Below are 16,339 nucleotides of genomic sequence, written 5' to 3' on the forward strand. Positions count from 1 at the left end.
GCCACAACTGCGCACTAAATACATTAAAAATACCCCCTTATGGGTAGAATGTTACCCCATAAAAACTGCTAACTAACACGTAAAACGAGTTGTCCTTTGAGTGGCGTCACTGCAAAGTTTAGGGAATGTCGAAACAACTCAATAAAGTGTTGCTGTGAATAGAGAAAGTCGCTCCACGTGGCTGCAATTGCTTATCGGGATGAGCTACTGGGCGAGTTGGCCGATCATGATCGTGCTGATGTATCAAACACGCCAGTTGGGGGTCACCGATGCTTTCGTGTTGCTCGCGGTGTGCGGAGCCGGCGGGGTGCTTGCCCGTGTGATCGGTAGTTTGCTCTCGGCGCAGGCGACCGCCATGGTCAGTCGTTATCACAATCTTGCTATGCTCATTGTGGCAGCAGCGGGCTTTGTCGGTGTGGTTTATCAGCAAACCCATATGGGTATTCTGGCGCTAGCGCTTTTACTATCCGGATACCCGGCGATCATTTATGGTCGGGCATTTGACTCGAGCCTGGTTGGCACTCGTTCGGATTTAACCGGCACGTCGTTGCCGTCAGCGTGGGTGGTGGGGATTATTTTAATTTCGACCTTCCTGGCGTACTTACTGGTGCCATTGGTGGTGATGTTGCCGCTGCCGATAGAAGGCGCAGCAAAGACCTTTGTGATGAGTAGTGGCAATCTGTTTTCACGGCAACCCATCGGAGCTGCCATTACCCCGGCGAGCTTTCCGTTACTGATGGCGGTGTTATTTCTTGCTTCTTCGATTAAACAATGGCTGTTGCCAAACACTCACTTTCCATTTAAACCCATTAACCGAGTGCCGTTACGGGGTCTGCTGCTGAATAACAAGCATCTTTGGTATGTGGGCATTTTGTACAACATGACACTGGGAAGCTTTATTGGCTTTAGCTTTGTGCTGCCGATCATTCTGGAAGTCGAGTTTGGATACAGCACGCTGATGCTGGTTTGGATGGCGCCATTTCTGGGAATTCTGGCGCGCCCACTTGGCCATTGGTTGGGGCGGCTATTCGGTGGCACCCTGGTAACCCAAGTCTGTTTACTGTTGATGTCGGTGTTTGCGGCCATGGCCGCGCGACAATTCCTGCTGATGGATTACCCGCAGGATATGCGTTACTTCGATGTACTTTTTATCAGTATGATGGGGCTGGTGATCAGTTCGGCAATGGCTAACGGCTCGGTTGTGGTGACCTTACATAAGGTATTTCCGTTAGCTTACGTAAACCGGGTCTTATCCTGGGTTGGCAGCGTGGCTTTTATCGGCGCGGTTTATTTGCCGCTTAGGTTTTTACTGGCATGGGAAGAACAGGGCTTTGCCAACGTTATGTTTGAAATCGCCGTGTTCTTTGTGCTCGGTTTTATCGCCAATTACATTATTTATCTGCGCCGGCACGGTGAGTTTTATAACCCGTAATAATCTGCCGGACAGACCCGGACTAGCCCGGCAAACGACTGCAACACACGATTGCGACCACTTATTGCAACAAGTAGTCCGGCGTGAAGCGGAACCAGACAATGGTCCCGCCTTCTTCCCGCTGACGCATTTCGAGTTCACCACCGAGGTTTCGGCTTCGTTCCTGCATAATCGCCAGACCGTAGTGATTGAGCTTCTCAGCATTTTCGGGAATACCAATACCGTCATCACTGATGGTCAGTTCAATGTCGGATCCCGCCGGTTGTGTCAGGGTAATATGCAAATGCTCACCCTGACTGTGGTTGACCGCGTTTTGACTGGCTTCACGAATGATCTGCAGCAAGTGAATTTCTTCGTGAGGTGCCAGTGGAATGTCATTCAGACGGTAGTCTAATTGCACTGCCAGATCGCTTTGCTCAGACAGCTGTTTCACCGTCGTTTGCAAAGCGTTGTACAAGCCTGAACCATCAACTTTCAGGCGGAACGTGGTAAGCAGTTCGCGCAACTGTTTGTAAGCCGAGTTAAGACCTTCGCGGAGTTCGGTAGACACGTCATCAATGACCGCTCGGTCTTGTTTCTCGACGGCCTTTTGTAACCGTGTAACCTGTATTTTCAAATAGGATAATGCCTGCGCCAGGGAGTCATGAAGTTCGCGTGCAATGACCGTGCGTTCATGCATCAGTGCCAGGCGCCGGACTTGTTCTTCCTCGGTTTTTAAACTCTGTGACAGTGCCAATTGATCGGCCGTCGAGCTCATCAGCTGTTGTTGCCAGCCTTCTAACTGGGTGCCGGGTTCGCAACGGACAATCAATACGCCATACTCTTGATCTTCCCGTTTTAAGACAAACCGGTAGACCATCTTATCGTCAATAATAGAAGCACCGGCGCCCGCCTTGATACAGGTCGCGCAACTTTGGCTGCTACAAGGCTCTTTCGAGGTCGGCCGCGGCTGTAATTGTAAAAACGGACGGCTGCCTTCTTCGGTCAACAGACACAGCTCGATATCGTCAACTTCGCCAACTTCATAGAGACGCTCAATGACGTCTTGATAATTGGCATAATCGTAGCTGTGGACAATGATCGAGCGTGCGGTGTCGTAGAGAAACGACAGCACCTTGTTTTTTCTACTCAGTTCCGCGGTTTGTTGTTCAACCCGGCGCTCTAAGCCGCCATAAAAGTAACTGACGGTGTCCGACATTTTATTCAATGCGTTAGACAACTGGCCAATTTCGTCGTTGGATTCAATGTGCGCGCGAGCAGTAAAGTCACCCTGAATCAACCGTCGGCAAACACTCATAACATGGTTCAATGGCTCATCGATGCGCCGGCGCAGGATATACAGCAGGAAGAAAAACACCGCCACGATAATAAAGGCGGACACCGCCAGGGCGCCCCTCACCAGGGTCATGCGCTGCTCGGATTTATGTTGCAGCGCCAATACAAAGCTTTGCAGCTGCTCAACATAATCCTTTACCGACGTATAACTGATCGGCTCGGCAGCAGATAACTGTCGTTCGATACGTTGCCAGTGCTGCCGAGCGGTAACCGCGATGGTGGAGGCGTCGGAAGCGGGATCGTTGGTGTGAAATTCAAGTAAGGGGTGCTGCCAGCGCTGATTAATATCACCACTGATGCGCTCGACTTCGTCGGTGTTGCTGGCCTGGTCGGCTGCTAATAACTCAAACGCGAGCATCCGGTGCATACCGGCGGCATTAATGACAGCGGCATCCTTTTCTGATTTTTCCAGCAGCAGAAAACCGGTGAGTGCCGAACCGCTGGCAACAATAACGATAAGGGCGAGTGAAACCCGAAAAAGATTGATAATGGATGTTGTTCTCATACGCCTATGGCAATCCTGCTCCGAAACTCTGCAGCGCAAAATACATGTAAGTGGAATGTATATTAACAGACGACGAGAGGCTAAGTAACTTTGGGCTACCCCTTTTTTATCGAAAATAGTGGGTAATGAAAACCACTCTCAACTGGAAAAAATAAAACTATTAATAATCAATAGCTTAAAAAACTACCCTCATCTCCCAAAAGGGGTATTTTTGATACCCCTATTCGCTTTTCGAGGCAATTACCCTACTGGCTTTACGTGTTTTGATCGAGCAAACTGCCGGTCATCTATTGAACTAGCTGTTAGGCGTAGACTGGGAGTCTTAATATGAGTCGTCTACTCGAAAAACTGCGTTTCTTCAAAACGCATAAAGAATCTTTTTCTGATGGTCACGGTGTGACTACGGATGAAGACCGTACGTGGGAACAAGGGTACCGCAAGCGTTGGCAGCACGACAAAATCGTGCGCTCTACCCATGGCGTTAACTGTACCGGTTCCTGTAGTTGGAAAATCTATGTCAAAGACGGACTGGTCACCTGGGAAACTCAGCAAACCGACTATCCGCGGACGCGTCCTGACCTGCCGAACCATGAGCCGCGGGGCTGTCCTCGTGGGGCAAGTTATTCTTGGTATATCTACAGTGCCAACCGTCTGAAATACCCTAAAGTACGTCAGCAACTGATGACGCTATGGCGTGAGGCCAAAGAAAAGCATAAGGATCCGGTAAAAGCCTGGGAATCCATTGTCACCGATCCGAAAAAAGCGAAAAGTTATAAGCAAGCCCGTGGTATGGGTGGTTTTGTTCGTGCTGACTGGAAAGAAGTGAATGAAATCATCGCCGCGTCGAACGTTTACACCGCCAAAACCTACGGACCAGACCGTATCAGCGGCTTCTCACCGATCCCGGCGATGTCGATGGTGTCTTACGCTGCCGGCGCACGTTATTTGTCATTGATCGGTGGTAACTGCCTGAGTTTCTACGATTGGTACTGTGACTTACCGCCAGCTTCACCGCAAGTATGGGGTGAGCAGACGGACGTACCGGAATCCGCTGACTGGTATAACTCAAACTACATTATTGTCTGGGGTTCGAACGTCCCTCAAACACGTACACCGGACGCGCACTTCTTAACGGAAGTTCGTTATAAAGGCACCAAAACCTGTGTCATCACGTCGGATTACTCGGAAGCATCAAAATTTGGTGATACCTGGTTAGCACCGCGTCAGGGTACGGACTCGGCACTGGCAATGGCATTTGGTCACGTTATTCTGAAAGAGTTTTACGTGAATAAGCAAAGCCAGTATTTCCACGACTACGTCACTCGCTACACCGACATGCCGATGTTGGTGATGCTGGAGCCGGGTGAAAAAGTTCTGAATCAGGGCCGTTTCCTACGTGCTGCTGACTTGGTTGACAATTTGGGCGAAGAAAACAACCCAGACTGGAAAACCATTGCCATAAACAGCAAAGACCAACGTCTGACCAGCCCGAACGGTTCGATTGGCTATCGCTGGGGCGAGAAAGGTAAGTGGAACCTGGAGCAGAAAGACAAACAAGGTGAGCTGGATCTGCAATTGTCGTTGAAAGACAACCATGACGAAGTGGTTGAAGTCGGCTTCCCATACTTCGGCAGTGCGCCGCACGAGTATGAGTACTTCCAGCACACCGAACATGACGAAGTTCAGGTACGCAAAATTCCGGCTAAAAAAGTTGAGCTGGCCAACGGCGAAACCGCATATGTCGCGACGGTATTTGACCTGATGTTGGCGCAGTATGGCGTTGATAACGGCATTAACGATGAAAATCGCGCCAAAGATTACAGCGATAACGTACCTTACACGCCGGCATGGCAGGAGCACATCACTGGCGTTAAACCAGAAGATGTCATCCGTGTGGCGACAGAGTTCGGCCGCAACGCCGATAAGACCAAAGGCCGTTCCATGGTGATTGTCGGTGCAGCAATCAACCACTGGTATCACATGGACATGAGCTATCGTGGCCTGATCAATATGTTGATGATGTGTGGTTGTATCGGTCAATCCGGTGGTGGCTGGGCACACTATGTTGGCCAGGAAAAACTGCGTCCGCAAACCGGCTGGCAGCCGCTGGCCTTTGGATTGGACTGGCAGCGTCCGCCGCGCCACATGAACGGCACCTCGTTCTTCTACAACCACTCAGATCAGTGGCGCTACGAAAAGCTTGATATGAGCGAAGTGGTATCACCGCTGGCCAATAAGGATAAGTGGAACAGCACTATTCTTGATTACAACACCCGTGCTGAACGTATGGGCTGGCTACCGTCGGCACCGCAGTTGGGAACCAACCCCCTGGGTCTGGTTAAGGCTGCCGAGAAAGCGGGCATGGATGTTAAAGACTACATCGTCGATCAGTTGAAGAAAGGTGACCTTAAGTTTGCCTGTGAGCAACCGGACGATCCGAAGAACTTCCCGCGCAACCTGTTTATCTGGCGTTCAAACCTGCTCGGTTCATCCGGTAAAGGGCATGAGTACATGCTGAAGCACTTACTGGGTACTAAGCACGGTCTGCTGGGCAAAGACCTCGGTGATTTTGGCGGTAAGAAGCCGGAAGACGTGGAATGGGTTGATGAAGCGCCGGAAGGAAAAATCGATCTACTGACCACACTGGATTTCCGTATGTCGACCACGTGTTTGTATTCAGACATCGTGTTGCCGACGGCAACCTGGTACGAAAAAGACGACATGAATACCTCGGATATGCATCCGTTTATTCACCCGTTAACGGCGGCCGTTGATCCGGTTTGGGAAGCACAGTCGGACTGGGACATCTTTAAAGGTATTGCCAAAGACTTTTCGCGCATCAGTCAGGGGCACCTGGGTGTTGAGCAGGATGTTGTGACCGTACCGTTACAACATGACTCGCCGGGTGAGCTGGCACAGCCATACGGTGGTAAAGCATGGTGGAAAGGTGAAGTCGAAGCCATTCCGGGTAAAACCATGCCAAACATTACTGTGGTTGAGCGTGACTATCCGAACACTTATCACCGTTTCACCTCGTTGGGTCCGTTGATGGACGAACTGGGTAACGGCGGTAAAGGCATTAACTGGGATACCAAAGAAGAAGTGGCGTTCCTGGGCAAGCTGAACCGCACGCACGTTGAAGAAGGTGTCAACAAAGGTCGTCCGAAGATCGAAACGGCGATTGATGCCTGTGAAACCATCTTGTCACTGGCACCGGAAACGAACGGTCACGTTGCCGTAAAAGCATGGGCTGCACTGGGCGAACTGACAGGACGCGATCACACTCATTTGGCGAAGCCGAAAGAGGAAGAAAAGATCCGCTTCCGCGATATCGTGGCGCAACCGCGTAAGATCATTTCGTCACCGACCTGGTCAGGTCTGGAAGATGAACATGTCTCTTATAACGCCGGTTACACCAACGTACACGAGCTGATTCCATGGCGCACCATCACCGGACGTCAACAGTTCTATCAGGATCACGAGTGGATGCGTGACTTTGGTGAAACGCTGTGTGCGTACAAGCCACCGATTAACCTGAAAACAGTGGCTCCGGTGCTGAACAAGCGCCAGAACGGCAATAAAGAGATTGTACTGAACTGGATCACGCCGCACCAGAAGTGGGGTATCCACAGTACTTACTCCGACAACCTGTTAATGCAAACCCTATCGCGGGGTGGCCCTATTGTGTGGCTGAGTGAGATCGATGCGAAGGCAGCGGGTGTTGAGGATAACGACTGGATCGAAATCTTTAACGTTAACGGTTCAATATGTGCCCGAGCGGTTGTATCTCAGCGTGTACCAGAAGGTATGAGCATGATGTACCACGCTCAGGAACGTATCTTGAACATGCCTGGATCTGAGCTGACCGGTACCCGTGGTGGTATCCACAACTCAGTAACGCGTGTCGTGATGAAGCCAACCCACATGATCGGTGGTTATGCACAACAGGCATACGGCTTTAACTACTACGGGACAGTAGGCTGTAACCGCGATGAATTCGTGGTGGTCCGCAAGATGGACAAAGTCGACTTCCTGGATACTGAATAAATCGGAGTGAGGACAACACGATGAAAGTAAGAGCTCAAATTGGCATGGTGCTGAATTTGGACAAGTGTATCGGCTGTCATACTTGCTCCATCACCTGCAAAAACGTCTGGACCTCGCGTGAAGGGGTCGAGTATGCCTGGTTCAACAACGTTGAAACCAAGCCGGGTATCGGTTTCCCGAAAGAATGGGAAAACCAGGATAAATGGAACGGCGGTTGGTCGCGCAATAAAAAGGGCAACCTGGAACTTAAGATTGGTAGCAAACGCCGAGTGCTGGCGAACATCTTTGGTAATCCGGACTTACCTGAAATTGACGACTATTACGAGCCGTTTGATTTTGATTATCAACACTTACACACGGCAAAACCGAGTAAACATCAGCCGACCGCCCGCCCGCGGTCACTGATCACCGGTAAACGCATGGAAAAAATCGAATGGGGTCCTAACTGGGAAGAAATTCTTGGCACCGAATTCGAAAAGCGTAAAAAAGATAAAAACTTCGATGACGTTGTACAGAAGGATATTTACGGCCAGTTCGAAAAAACCTTCATGATGTACTTACCACGTCTGTGTGAGCACTGTCTGAACCCTGCGTGTGTCGCAGCTTGTCCATCCGGTGCCATTTACAAGCGTGAAGAAGACGGCATTGTATTGATTGATCAGGACAAGTGTCGTGGCTGGCGGATGTGTGTATCAGGCTGCCCATACAAGAAAATTTACTATAACTGGAAAACCGGTAAGTCCGAAAAGTGTACGTTCTGCTACCCGCGTATCGAAGCCGGTCAGCCGACCACCTGTTCAGAAACGTGTGTTGGCCGTATCCGTTACTTAGGCGTGTTGCTTTACGATGCCGACCGAATCGAAGAGGCGGCAAATACACCAAACGAGCAGGATCTGTACGAAGAACAGTTAGGTATCTTCCTTGACCCGCACGATCCGGAAGTGCATGAAGCGGCGCGTAAAGAAGGTATTGCTGAAAACTGGATTAAAGCGGCACAGCGCTCGCCGGTTTACATGATGGCGATGCAGTGGAAAGTCGCACTGCCATTGCACCCCGAATACCGGACCTTGCCAATGGTTTGGTATGTACCGCCGCTGTCGCCGATTCAAAGCGCAGTAGAAGCCGGTCATGTGGGCATGGACGGAGAAATTCCGGATCTGAAGTCGCTGCGTATTCCGCTGCGTTACCTGGCCAACTTGCTGACGGCGGGCGACGAGAAACCGATCATTCGGGCGCTGGAACGCATGATTGCTATGCGCTCCTACATGCGCTCACACCATGTTGATGGCGTCGAAGACCTGAATGTGCTGAAACAAGTCGGCTTGAGTAAAAATCAGGTTGAAGAAATGTACCGTTACATGGCTTTGGCTGATTACGAAGATCGTTTTGTGATTCCGACCAGCCACCGCGCATACGCCGAAAATGCGTACGACATGAAAGGCGGCTGCGGCTTCAGCTTCGGCAACGGCTGTAGCGATGGCAATAACGGTGTGAACTTGTTTGGCGCGAAGAAGCAAACCGTCCGCCAGGTCATCCCTGTAACGATGAAGGAGTAATCAGATGCAAGTTTTACAGGTTATTTCTTTATTACTGGACTACCCGAAACCCGAGCTGATTGAGGCTCGGGCAGAACTTGAAGGGTTGATTGAGCAGTCCACTCTGGCCGCTAACGACAAAGCCGCGCTATTGGAATTTTTACACAGTCGCTGCGAGATGCGGTTGATGGACTGGCAGTCGGAATACGACAGCTTGTTTGAGCGCGGCCGGGCATTGTCATTGTTGCTGTTCGAACACGTCCATGGTGAATCCCGTGACCGTGGTCAGGCGATGGTTGATTTAAACAATCAATACAAACAGGCCGGGTTGGAATTGGGCGTTAAGGAACTGCCCGATTATATCCCGCTGTACCTGGAGTTTTTATCAACACAAGGCGACGACAACGCGCGTCTGGGTCTGGAAGAAGTGGCACATATTTTGGCACTACTTACGGCTCGTCTGGAACAGCGTGGCAGTAACTACTCACTGTTGTTTGAAGTGCTGTTGCATGCGTCAGGCATCGACATCGATCTCGATGATGTGCGCCGCCAAATTGCGGATGAAAAACGTGACGATACGGCGAAAGCGTTGGACAAAGTCTGGGAAGAGGAAGCGGTTACCTTTACCGGTACGGATCAAACCCAGGGGTGCCCAACCGCACAACATCGTCCGTCAGAAAGCCAGCGCCGCGATCAGTTTGTGCCGTTGAATACGGATGAGCTGTTGCAGTCAGGCAACGCACAGCCACGCAAAGTTTCAGGGATTTAAGGAGAGCATCATGGATTACATTAATATGTTGGCCTTCGGCGTATATCCTTATATTGCCCTGGCTGTATTTTTTATCGGAACCTGGATTCGCTACGACCGCGAACAATATACGTGGAAGACCAGCTCCAGCCAGATTTTGGAAAGTAAACAGCTGCGCAAAGGCAGTCTGCCGTTTCACATCGGTATCATCGGTATTTTCTTTGGTCACCTGGTCGGCTTGCTGACCCCTAAACCAATCTGGCATATGCTGGGCGTAACCAATGAGATGAAACAGTGGGTTGCTATCATTATGGGTGGCATCTTTGGTCTGATCTGCTTGTATGGCTTAGCAATTCTTGTCAACCGTCGCATGAACAACACGCGGGTTCGTGCCAACAGCTCGACCATGGATATTCTGCTGTTGTGGATTTTGCTGGCGCAACTGGTATTGGGTCTGGTGTCGATTTTCTACTCTATCAGCCACGTCACTTACGGTGCTGAAGGTGAGAAAGCAGCGGTTATGGTGGCCTTAATGACCTGGGCTCAGAACATCGTCACCCTGGATCCGGTTGATGCCGTGGCAGCGATCGCCAATACGCCGGTGGATTGGGTGTTCAAGCTGCACGTGGTGTTGGGGATGACCATTTTCCTTATCTTCCCATTTTCGCGACTGGTGCATATGTTCAGCGTACCGGTGCAGTATGTTGCGCGTCAGCACCAAGTGGTGCGGAAAAAGTTCGCCCGCTAAGATTTATGCAGTAGAGGGGACAACAGTCCCCTCAAGGACAGTATTATGATTCAAGTTAATCACGTTGAAATTCCGGAAAAAGCAATCCTGGAAGAAATGCAATATCACCCTGCCGATACTCGCGAAGAAGCGATGAGTAAAGCAGCAGAAGCCCTGGTTATTGGGGAATTGTTTAAACAGCGGGCAAAGGAGCTCGGTATCGAAGTGCTTGATGATGCCGCACAGGGCGCCGAAGATGACTTTATTGAAGTGCTGATTGAACGCGAGGTTGCCCGGCCAAGTGCGGATGAGCAGGCGTGTCGCCAGTATTTTGAGCAAAACCCTGAACGCTTTAAAACGTCACCCATTGTGGAAGCACGGCATATTTTGCTGGCTGCAGCACCGGATGATGATCTCGAACGGGTGAATGCTAAGCGCATGGCCGAGCAGTTAATCGAACAACTGAATCAAGGCGATGATTTTGCTCAGCTTGCACGCCAATACTCATCCTGTCCATCGAAGGAAACCGATGGTAATTTGGGTCAATTGAGCAAAGGGCAAACGGTTCCAGAGTTTGAGCGTCAGTTGTTTACGGCTGACACCGGTATCATGAAATACCCGGTGGAAACCCGCTATGGCTTCCATGTAGTGTCGGTGGATCATAAAATTGAAGGCAAGGCGCTTCCGTACGAAGCGGTACGTGAAAAAGTGGCGGAGTATCTTGAAGAGAAAGTACACCGCAAAGCCGTATCACAATACATTCAGGCACTGGCAAATGAGGCGGAGATTAAAGGTTTCGATTTTGCCAGTACAGGATCGCCGCTGTTGCAATAAAATAGCATCGAACTTGACTGGATCTTTTACACAGTAAAAGGCACCCTTTGCGGGTGCTTTTTTAGTTTAGGAGTAATACATGGAAGCCAGCTTTTGGCATGAACGTTGGCAAAACCAACAGATAGGTTTTCATCGTCCGCAGCCGCATGACATGCTTTGTCGCTATTTTAAAACCTTCGCTAAGCCTGGATCATTGGTATTCGTCCCCTTATGTGGCAAGTCCAACGATCTAATTTGGTTGATGGCTCAGGGCTATCGCGTTTTTGGCGTTGAACTCAGTGAGCTGGCCGTCGCTCAACTGTTCGAGGAAAACGGTCTGACCGCTGAGATCACTCAGCAAGGCGTGTTTAAGCAGTACGCGTGTGGGCAACTGGTGGTCTGGGTTGGTGATTTTTTTGCGTTAACTGCGCAGGACCTTGCTGAGGTTGATGTCTGGTATGATCGTGCCGCCATGATAGCGTTGCCGCCGGAAATGCGCAGCCGTTACGTTAAGCAGTTAAGTGAACAATTACCGCCCGCAGCGCAGGGGTTGTTGATTACACTGCAATACCCGGTTGGTTTTCGGCAGGGGCCACCGTTTTCAGTCACCGAAGGTGAGGTGGAATCCGGTTTTGGCCAGCGCTTCAGTATTGAACAGTTGGAGTCCGACGAAGGCGTGATCAACGGTACCTCAACCGAGGAAAACCCCGTAACTGAACACGTTTATCTACTCAGTTAGTTCATCAAATGATTACGCTGTAAGATTTTTTTTGTGCGGCGTGCCAGTTTTTCCATAAACACCAGGTCAGCCAGGGTCGGTTCAGCCAAGTCGTTATCGAGATCGGCTTGCCACTGGCTGACTTCGGCATCAAGCATTTCCATCATTTTTTTCGAACACCCGCGGCAAATGCCCTGGCACATATCCGCCTCTTTTAAACCGAATGGAATGTGTTCGCGAATGGTATCCAGTAGCTGGTACATGGCTGTTTTGGTATTTGGTTTACGGCTCATACCTCCTCCAGTAAGTTCTCCGACATCGTCTGGATGTGTTCATTAACCTCGCGATTGTATTGCTCCATTTCAGCGAGTTTTTGTTGTGCAAGCGGGCGATTGTTCGTTTGTACGGCGTCGACTACCGCTTGAGCGCATTGATGCACTTGATCATGCGGGGCTTCGATGGCCTGATAGCTGTGATGAGATTTAAACCGTTGTCGAAACAGCTCAGAATAGTACCACCGGCCAATACCGCAGGCGTTTGAGTCGACCACATCACACTGTTCCGCCGCGAGGGTGCCGAGATAGACCCGGTAGACGTCCATTCTTAACTGCATTTCTTCAATATTCGCCAGTTCAATTTGAGCCAGTAAGGCGCTATTGGAAATGCTGCCGCTCAGCTGTTTAATGTGCTGATTTTCTTCTGCTAACGAAGCCAGATAGTGCTTTGTGGACGCAATATTGTCGCGCGTCGTTTGCATCGCCTCAATACTGCGGCTATGACTTGCATCAACCCCCAGCACAATTTGTCCGACTTTGTCGTTAATGCGGTCGGTGAGCTCCGTGGTGCGTTGTGATAAAGCTCTTACCTCGTTTGCGACGACGGTAAAGCCGCGACCATGTTCGCCGGCACGTGCCGCTTCGATGTTGGCGTTCAAACTCAGTAAGTTGGTGGTCTCGGCAACGCCTCTGACGTCGGCGCTGGTTTTTTCAATTTCCTGAGTGTGATGTTTCAATGCAGAAACGCTTTCTGAGGTGGCTTCAATGTCATCGACAATGGCGCTCAGGTTGCCTACCACAGCAGACATGGTTGACTCCCCGGTCTGATTATTCTGATCAATGGTCAGCAGCGTTTCGCGTTCGCGTTGCAACAATTCACTTAGCCGCGAAAAGGTATTCTGGTAGCCGGCTAATGACTGCGTGAAATTTTCGATGAATGCAAATCGCTGGTGAACGTCAGCGAGTTCTTGCTGCTGTCTGGATACGATGGTGTTAGCGGACTCAAGTTCAGATCTCAGCTGTTGGTTGTCTGACTCAAGCTGAGCGATACGCTGGGTTAAATCCTGTTGTTTGCTGGAACATTGTAGGCGGTTTACGTAACCCAACTTTTCGATTAACTGCATGGCTCCTCCTAAAGTGCATAAGCGGGTTTCCGCGGAGGGCGGAAACCCGGCCGTATGAGGTTAAGCGGACTTGTGCTTCAAGCCTTTAACCACTTGCCAGCTGATGGCTAGCGCACCGACGATGAAGATCATATCGCCAACGGTACGGAACCAACGCAGGCCTTGCAGTAGCGGTTGTTGCATGAAGGCTTCGCTACGTGCATACCAGAGACCTTCGGTCGCGGCGGCGTAGAACTGAATGAAGCCAACCGGCAACAAACTGGTGAAGAGCATCAGGCACAAGCCGATGTTCATGGTCCAGAACGCCATTTTCATGAGCTTGTCGTCAAACTGAAGAGTTGGACGAATGTAGCGCAGTACCAGTAGCACAAAGCCCAGTGCCAGGAAGCCGTAGACCCCGAACAGCGCTGCGTGCGCGTGGGTTGGCGTGGTGTTCAGGCCTTGGACGTAATAGAGCGAGATCGGTGGGTTGATCATGAAACCAAGCACACCGGCGCCGAGCATATTCCAGAAGGCAACCGCGACGAAGCACATGAGTGGCCATTTGAGGCGTTGCATCCAGTCGGCTTTTTTCTGCAGGCTGTAGTTTTCCCAGGCTTCCCAGCCCAGCACAATCAACGGTACCACTTCCAGCGCTGAGAACGTCGCACCAACGGCCATGACCGGCGTGGTGGTGCCAGAGAAGTACAAGTGGTGGAAGGTACCGGGAACGCCACCAAGCATGAACAGCGATGCTGAAGCCAGTGAAGCCACGGTCGCCATACGGCGTGATACCAGCCCCATATTGTGGAAGATGAACGCGAGTGCGGCGGTGGCGAAAACTTCAAAGAATCCTTCTACCCACAGGTGGACAATCCACCAGCGCCAGTATTCCATGATAGAAATATGGGTACGTTCACCGTAGAAGAAACCAGCGCCGTAGAACAGCCCGATGGCAACCACGGAAGCGGTGAATAACGCCAATAGGTTCTTATCGCCTTTTACCTTGAACGCACCGGCAACGCCGCGCATCATCAGTACCAGCCAGAAGACGATGCCAAGGAATTTACCAATCTGCCATAGACGTCCCAGATCGACGTATTCATAACCTTGGTGGCCGAGCCAGAAGTTCAAATGCTCAGGCATGATCTGTGCGATGGCAAGATAGTTACCGATAAAGGTACCGGCGACCACCAGCACTAATGCCCAGAATAAGATGTCGACGCCCAGTTTCTGGTATTTCGGATCTTTGCCACCGTTAATGATGGGGGCCAAAAATAAACCTGCCGCCAGGAATCCCGTCGCGATCCAGAACAGCGCGGCTTGAATGTGCCAGGTTCTGACCAATGAATACGGGAACCACTGTGATACGTCGATGCCATAAAACTCCTGGCCTTCAACCGTATAGTGCGCGGTAAAGCCACCCAGTAATACTTGCAGTGAGAACAGTGCGACAACGATAAATAAGTATTTACCTAAGGCTTTTTGCGATGGCGTCAGTTTAATCTTGGTTAACGGGTCTTCTTTGGGTGCGGCGGGGTCGTCCTCGTCGTGATTACGCAGGAATGCCCAGCCCCAAATCAATCCGCCAACACCAGCAATCAGCAAAATCACACTGACGATCGACCAGATGATGTTCTCTGCGCTCGGAACGTTGTCGATTAACTGCTCATGAGGCCAGTTGTTGGTGTAGGTAACGTCTGCATCCGGGCGTTCGGTTGCGGCTGCCCATGCGGTCCAAAAGAAGAAATCGGTCATTACCGCGCGGCGTTCTGCCGAAGGTAACGTGTTTTCCTTCATCGCGTAGCTGACACGGGTAGGGCGAAGCTCAGGGTCATCGCTGAACAGGCGTGAATAATAATCTGCGGTCTGCTCAATGGCTTGTACCCGGCGATCACTCAAGATCACGCGGTTGCTGTCTTTATCGTAAGTATTGGTACGATACTCTTGCTTCAGTTCATACTGCAGCTGGTTTTGCTGAGCGCCTGTCAGAGAGTCATAGGGTTGATTGAAGACTTCCTGCGCGCGAATTTCTAACCAGGCGATCAACTCGCGATGCAACCAATCGGCTGTCCAGTCGGGCGCCTGATACGCGCCGTGGCCCCAAATAGAGCCCAACTGCATGCCGCCCACAGACTGCCATGCGGTTTGCCCGTCCAGAATACTATCCTCCGTGGCGATAATCTTGCCTTGCGGGGTAACAAACTGATCAGGGATAGGGGGAGCCTCACGATAAACTTCTTTACCAAAGTACCCCAAAATGCCAAAGGTAATAGCGAGGATACAAATGAGTATCCACCATAACTTACGATACCCGGCCATTCACGACCTCCTTTAATTGCTTTTGTTGTAGCGCTAAAAATGTGTGCACTTCTCTAGAGCAATTAACAGGCCAATAGTTAACCTTATGAAATAAAACTAATTTTTATGAGTCTAGGTGATTCCTACCATACTGGTTGGGGTTTATTTTACCGACAGGGTTAAATTAACCCTCTCTAAGAAAACTCAGGGAATTCAAACAGTAAGCAATAGCCTCATGAATCGTTGACACTGATCAACGCAAAAGCCCAAAAACAGATTAGCCTTAAACACAATATCTAGTGCTAATAAGAAGTTTAATAACTATATATGGTGTTTTATGCGCGATGCGTTGTTTCGTTACTGTAGCGAGGAAGTGGTCTTTCAGGAAGTCCCTGGCGAGGTGTCTTTGGCTTATACCATGACCGGCTGCCCTGTTGGGTGTAAAGGCTGCCACAGTGCCGATACCTGGGCCGTCGGTTCCGGTCTGGAGTTAACCCTGGATTATCTGGCGCAGCAACTTAATCGTTACCAGGGGTTTATTACCTGTTTGGCGTTTATGGGCGGAGAATGGCGGCCTGAGATGCTGAAGGCGTGTCTGAAGCTGGCTCGCCGTCGGGGAATAAAAACCTGCTTGTATACGGGCTATGACAACGTGTCCATTCAACTGCGTGAGCACCTGGATTTTCTAAAAACCGGCCCCTGGGTGAAAGAACTCGGCGGGCTCGACAGCCCTACAACAAATCAGAAGTTTTATGATTTGCGCAACCAGCAAGTGCTGAATGTTGCGTTTCAATAAGGAG

The 16,339-nt window shown here is 50.6% G+C and carries 12 protein-coding genes; 8 read left to right on the forward strand and 4 right to left on the reverse strand.

What is annotated here, in order from left to right:
• The first annotated feature begins 154 nt into the window (after positions 1-154).
• Positions 155-1,432 carry a nitrate/nitrite transporter gene (locus C5610_RS00540; protein WP_126819746.1) on the forward strand — a complete coding sequence of 426 codons (1,278 nt, stop codon included), beginning with the start codon at positions 155-157 and terminating at the stop codon, positions 1,430-1,432.
• Between the two features lie 61 nt (positions 1,433-1,493).
• Here the strand turns inward: C5610_RS00540 and C5610_RS00545 are convergent, their stop codons facing one another.
• On the reverse strand, positions 1,494-3,272 hold the full coding sequence (locus tag C5610_RS00545) for an ATP-binding protein (RefSeq protein WP_105305394.1): 1,779 nt from the start codon (positions 3,270-3,272) through the stop codon (positions 1,494-1,496).
• A 327-nt stretch (positions 3,273-3,599) separates the two neighbouring features.
• On the opposite strand from C5610_RS00545, the gene C5610_RS00550 reads away from it, so the two are divergent.
• The 6 genes from C5610_RS00550 to tmpT all read left to right on the forward strand — a co-directional run bounded on the left by C5610_RS00550 (position 3,600) and on the right by tmpT (position 11,881).
• Positions 3,600-7,319, forward strand: a complete 3,720-nt coding sequence (locus tag C5610_RS00550) for a nitrate reductase subunit alpha (protein WP_105305395.1) — start codon at positions 3,600-3,602, stop codon at positions 7,317-7,319.
• Positions 7,320-7,339: 20 nt separating this feature from the next.
• Positions 7,340-8,875, forward strand: coding sequence for a nitrate reductase subunit beta (gene narH / locus C5610_RS00555; protein WP_105305396.1), 1,536 nt, complete (start codon positions 7,340-7,342; stop codon positions 8,873-8,875).
• Positions 8,876-8,879: 4 nt separating this feature from the next.
• Entirely contained in the window at positions 8,880-9,623 is a 744-nt protein-coding gene (narJ, locus tag C5610_RS00560) for a nitrate reductase molybdenum cofactor assembly chaperone (RefSeq protein WP_105305397.1), read from the forward strand.
• A 10-nt stretch (positions 9,624-9,633) separates the two neighbouring features.
• Positions 9,634-10,350: a respiratory nitrate reductase subunit gamma gene (gene narI / locus C5610_RS00565; protein WP_105305398.1), complete on the forward strand. Its 717-nt coding sequence runs from the start codon at positions 9,634-9,636 to the stop codon at positions 10,348-10,350.
• A 45-nt stretch (positions 10,351-10,395) separates the two neighbouring features.
• Positions 10,396-11,163, forward strand: a complete 768-nt coding sequence (locus tag C5610_RS00570; protein ID WP_105305399.1) for a peptidylprolyl isomerase — start codon at positions 10,396-10,398, stop codon at positions 11,161-11,163.
• 79 nt (positions 11,164-11,242) lie between these two features.
• Positions 11,243-11,881: a thiopurine S-methyltransferase gene (tmpT, locus tag C5610_RS00575; RefSeq protein WP_105305400.1), complete on the forward strand. Its 639-nt coding sequence runs from the start codon at positions 11,243-11,245 to the stop codon at positions 11,879-11,881.
• Here the strand turns inward: tmpT and C5610_RS00580 are convergent.
• The 3 genes from C5610_RS00580 to C5610_RS00590 are packed head-to-tail and all read right to left on the reverse strand — an operon-like array spanning position 11,878 to position 15,560.
• Positions 11,878-12,153 (reverse strand): hypothetical protein, encoded by a 276-nt coding sequence (locus tag C5610_RS00580; RefSeq protein ID WP_105305401.1) that lies wholly within the window; start codon positions 12,151-12,153, stop codon positions 11,878-11,880. The genes tmpT and C5610_RS00580 overlap by 4 nt on opposite strands.
• Entirely contained in the window at positions 12,150-13,259 is a 1,110-nt protein-coding gene (locus tag C5610_RS00585; protein ID WP_105305402.1) for a methyl-accepting chemotaxis protein, read from the reverse strand. The genes C5610_RS00580 and C5610_RS00585 overlap by 4 nt, the downstream gene beginning before the upstream one ends.
• 60 nt (positions 13,260-13,319) lie before the next feature.
• Positions 13,320-15,560 carry a nitric-oxide reductase large subunit gene (locus C5610_RS00590; RefSeq protein WP_105305403.1) on the reverse strand — a complete coding sequence of 747 codons (2,241 nt, stop codon included), beginning with the start codon at positions 15,558-15,560 and terminating at the stop codon, positions 13,320-13,322.
• A gap of 316 nt (positions 15,561-15,876) precedes the next feature.
• On the opposite strand from C5610_RS00590, the gene nrdG reads away from it, so the two are divergent.
• Positions 15,877-16,335: an anaerobic ribonucleoside-triphosphate reductase activating protein gene (gene nrdG, locus C5610_RS00595; RefSeq protein ID WP_105305404.1), complete on the forward strand. Its 459-nt coding sequence runs from the start codon at positions 15,877-15,879 to the stop codon at positions 16,333-16,335.
• Positions 16,336-16,339: the final 4 nt, after the last annotated feature.

This window comes from Idiomarina sp. OT37-5b, from assembly GCF_002968395.1.
In the GTDB taxonomy this organism is placed as follows: Bacteria; Pseudomonadota; Gammaproteobacteria; order Enterobacterales; family Alteromonadaceae; genus Idiomarina; species Idiomarina aquatica.

Coding starts and splice junctions, on each gene's coding strand:
- C5610_RS00545 (WP_105305394.1), bottom strand. CDS start 3,272: ATGAGAACAACATCCATTATCAATCTTTTTCGGGTTTCACTCGCCCTT.
- C5610_RS00585 (WP_105305402.1), bottom strand. CDS start 13,259: ATGCAGTTAATCGAAAAGTTGGGTTACGTAAACCGCCTACAATGTTCC.
- C5610_RS00570 (WP_105305399.1), top strand. CDS start 10,396: ATGATTCAAGTTAATCACGTTGAAATTCCGGAAAAAGCAATCCTGGAA.
- narJ (WP_105305397.1), top strand. CDS start 8,880: ATGCAAGTTTTACAGGTTATTTCTTTATTACTGGACTACCCGAAACCC.
- C5610_RS00580 (WP_105305401.1), bottom strand. CDS start 12,153: ATGAGCCGTAAACCAAATACCAAAACAGCCATGTACCAGCTACTGGAT.
- nrdG (WP_105305404.1), top strand. CDS start 15,877: ATGCGCGATGCGTTGTTTCGTTACTGTAGCGAGGAAGTGGTCTTTCAG.
- narI (WP_105305398.1), top strand. CDS start 9,634: ATGGATTACATTAATATGTTGGCCTTCGGCGTATATCCTTATATTGCC.
- tmpT (WP_105305400.1), top strand. CDS start 11,243: ATGGAAGCCAGCTTTTGGCATGAACGTTGGCAAAACCAACAGATAGGT.
- narH (WP_105305396.1), top strand. CDS start 7,340: ATGAAAGTAAGAGCTCAAATTGGCATGGTGCTGAATTTGGACAAGTGT.
- C5610_RS00550 (WP_105305395.1), top strand. CDS start 3,600: ATGAGTCGTCTACTCGAAAAACTGCGTTTCTTCAAAACGCATAAAGAA.
- C5610_RS00590 (WP_105305403.1), bottom strand. CDS start 15,560: ATGGCCGGGTATCGTAAGTTATGGTGGATACTCATTTGTATCCTCGCT.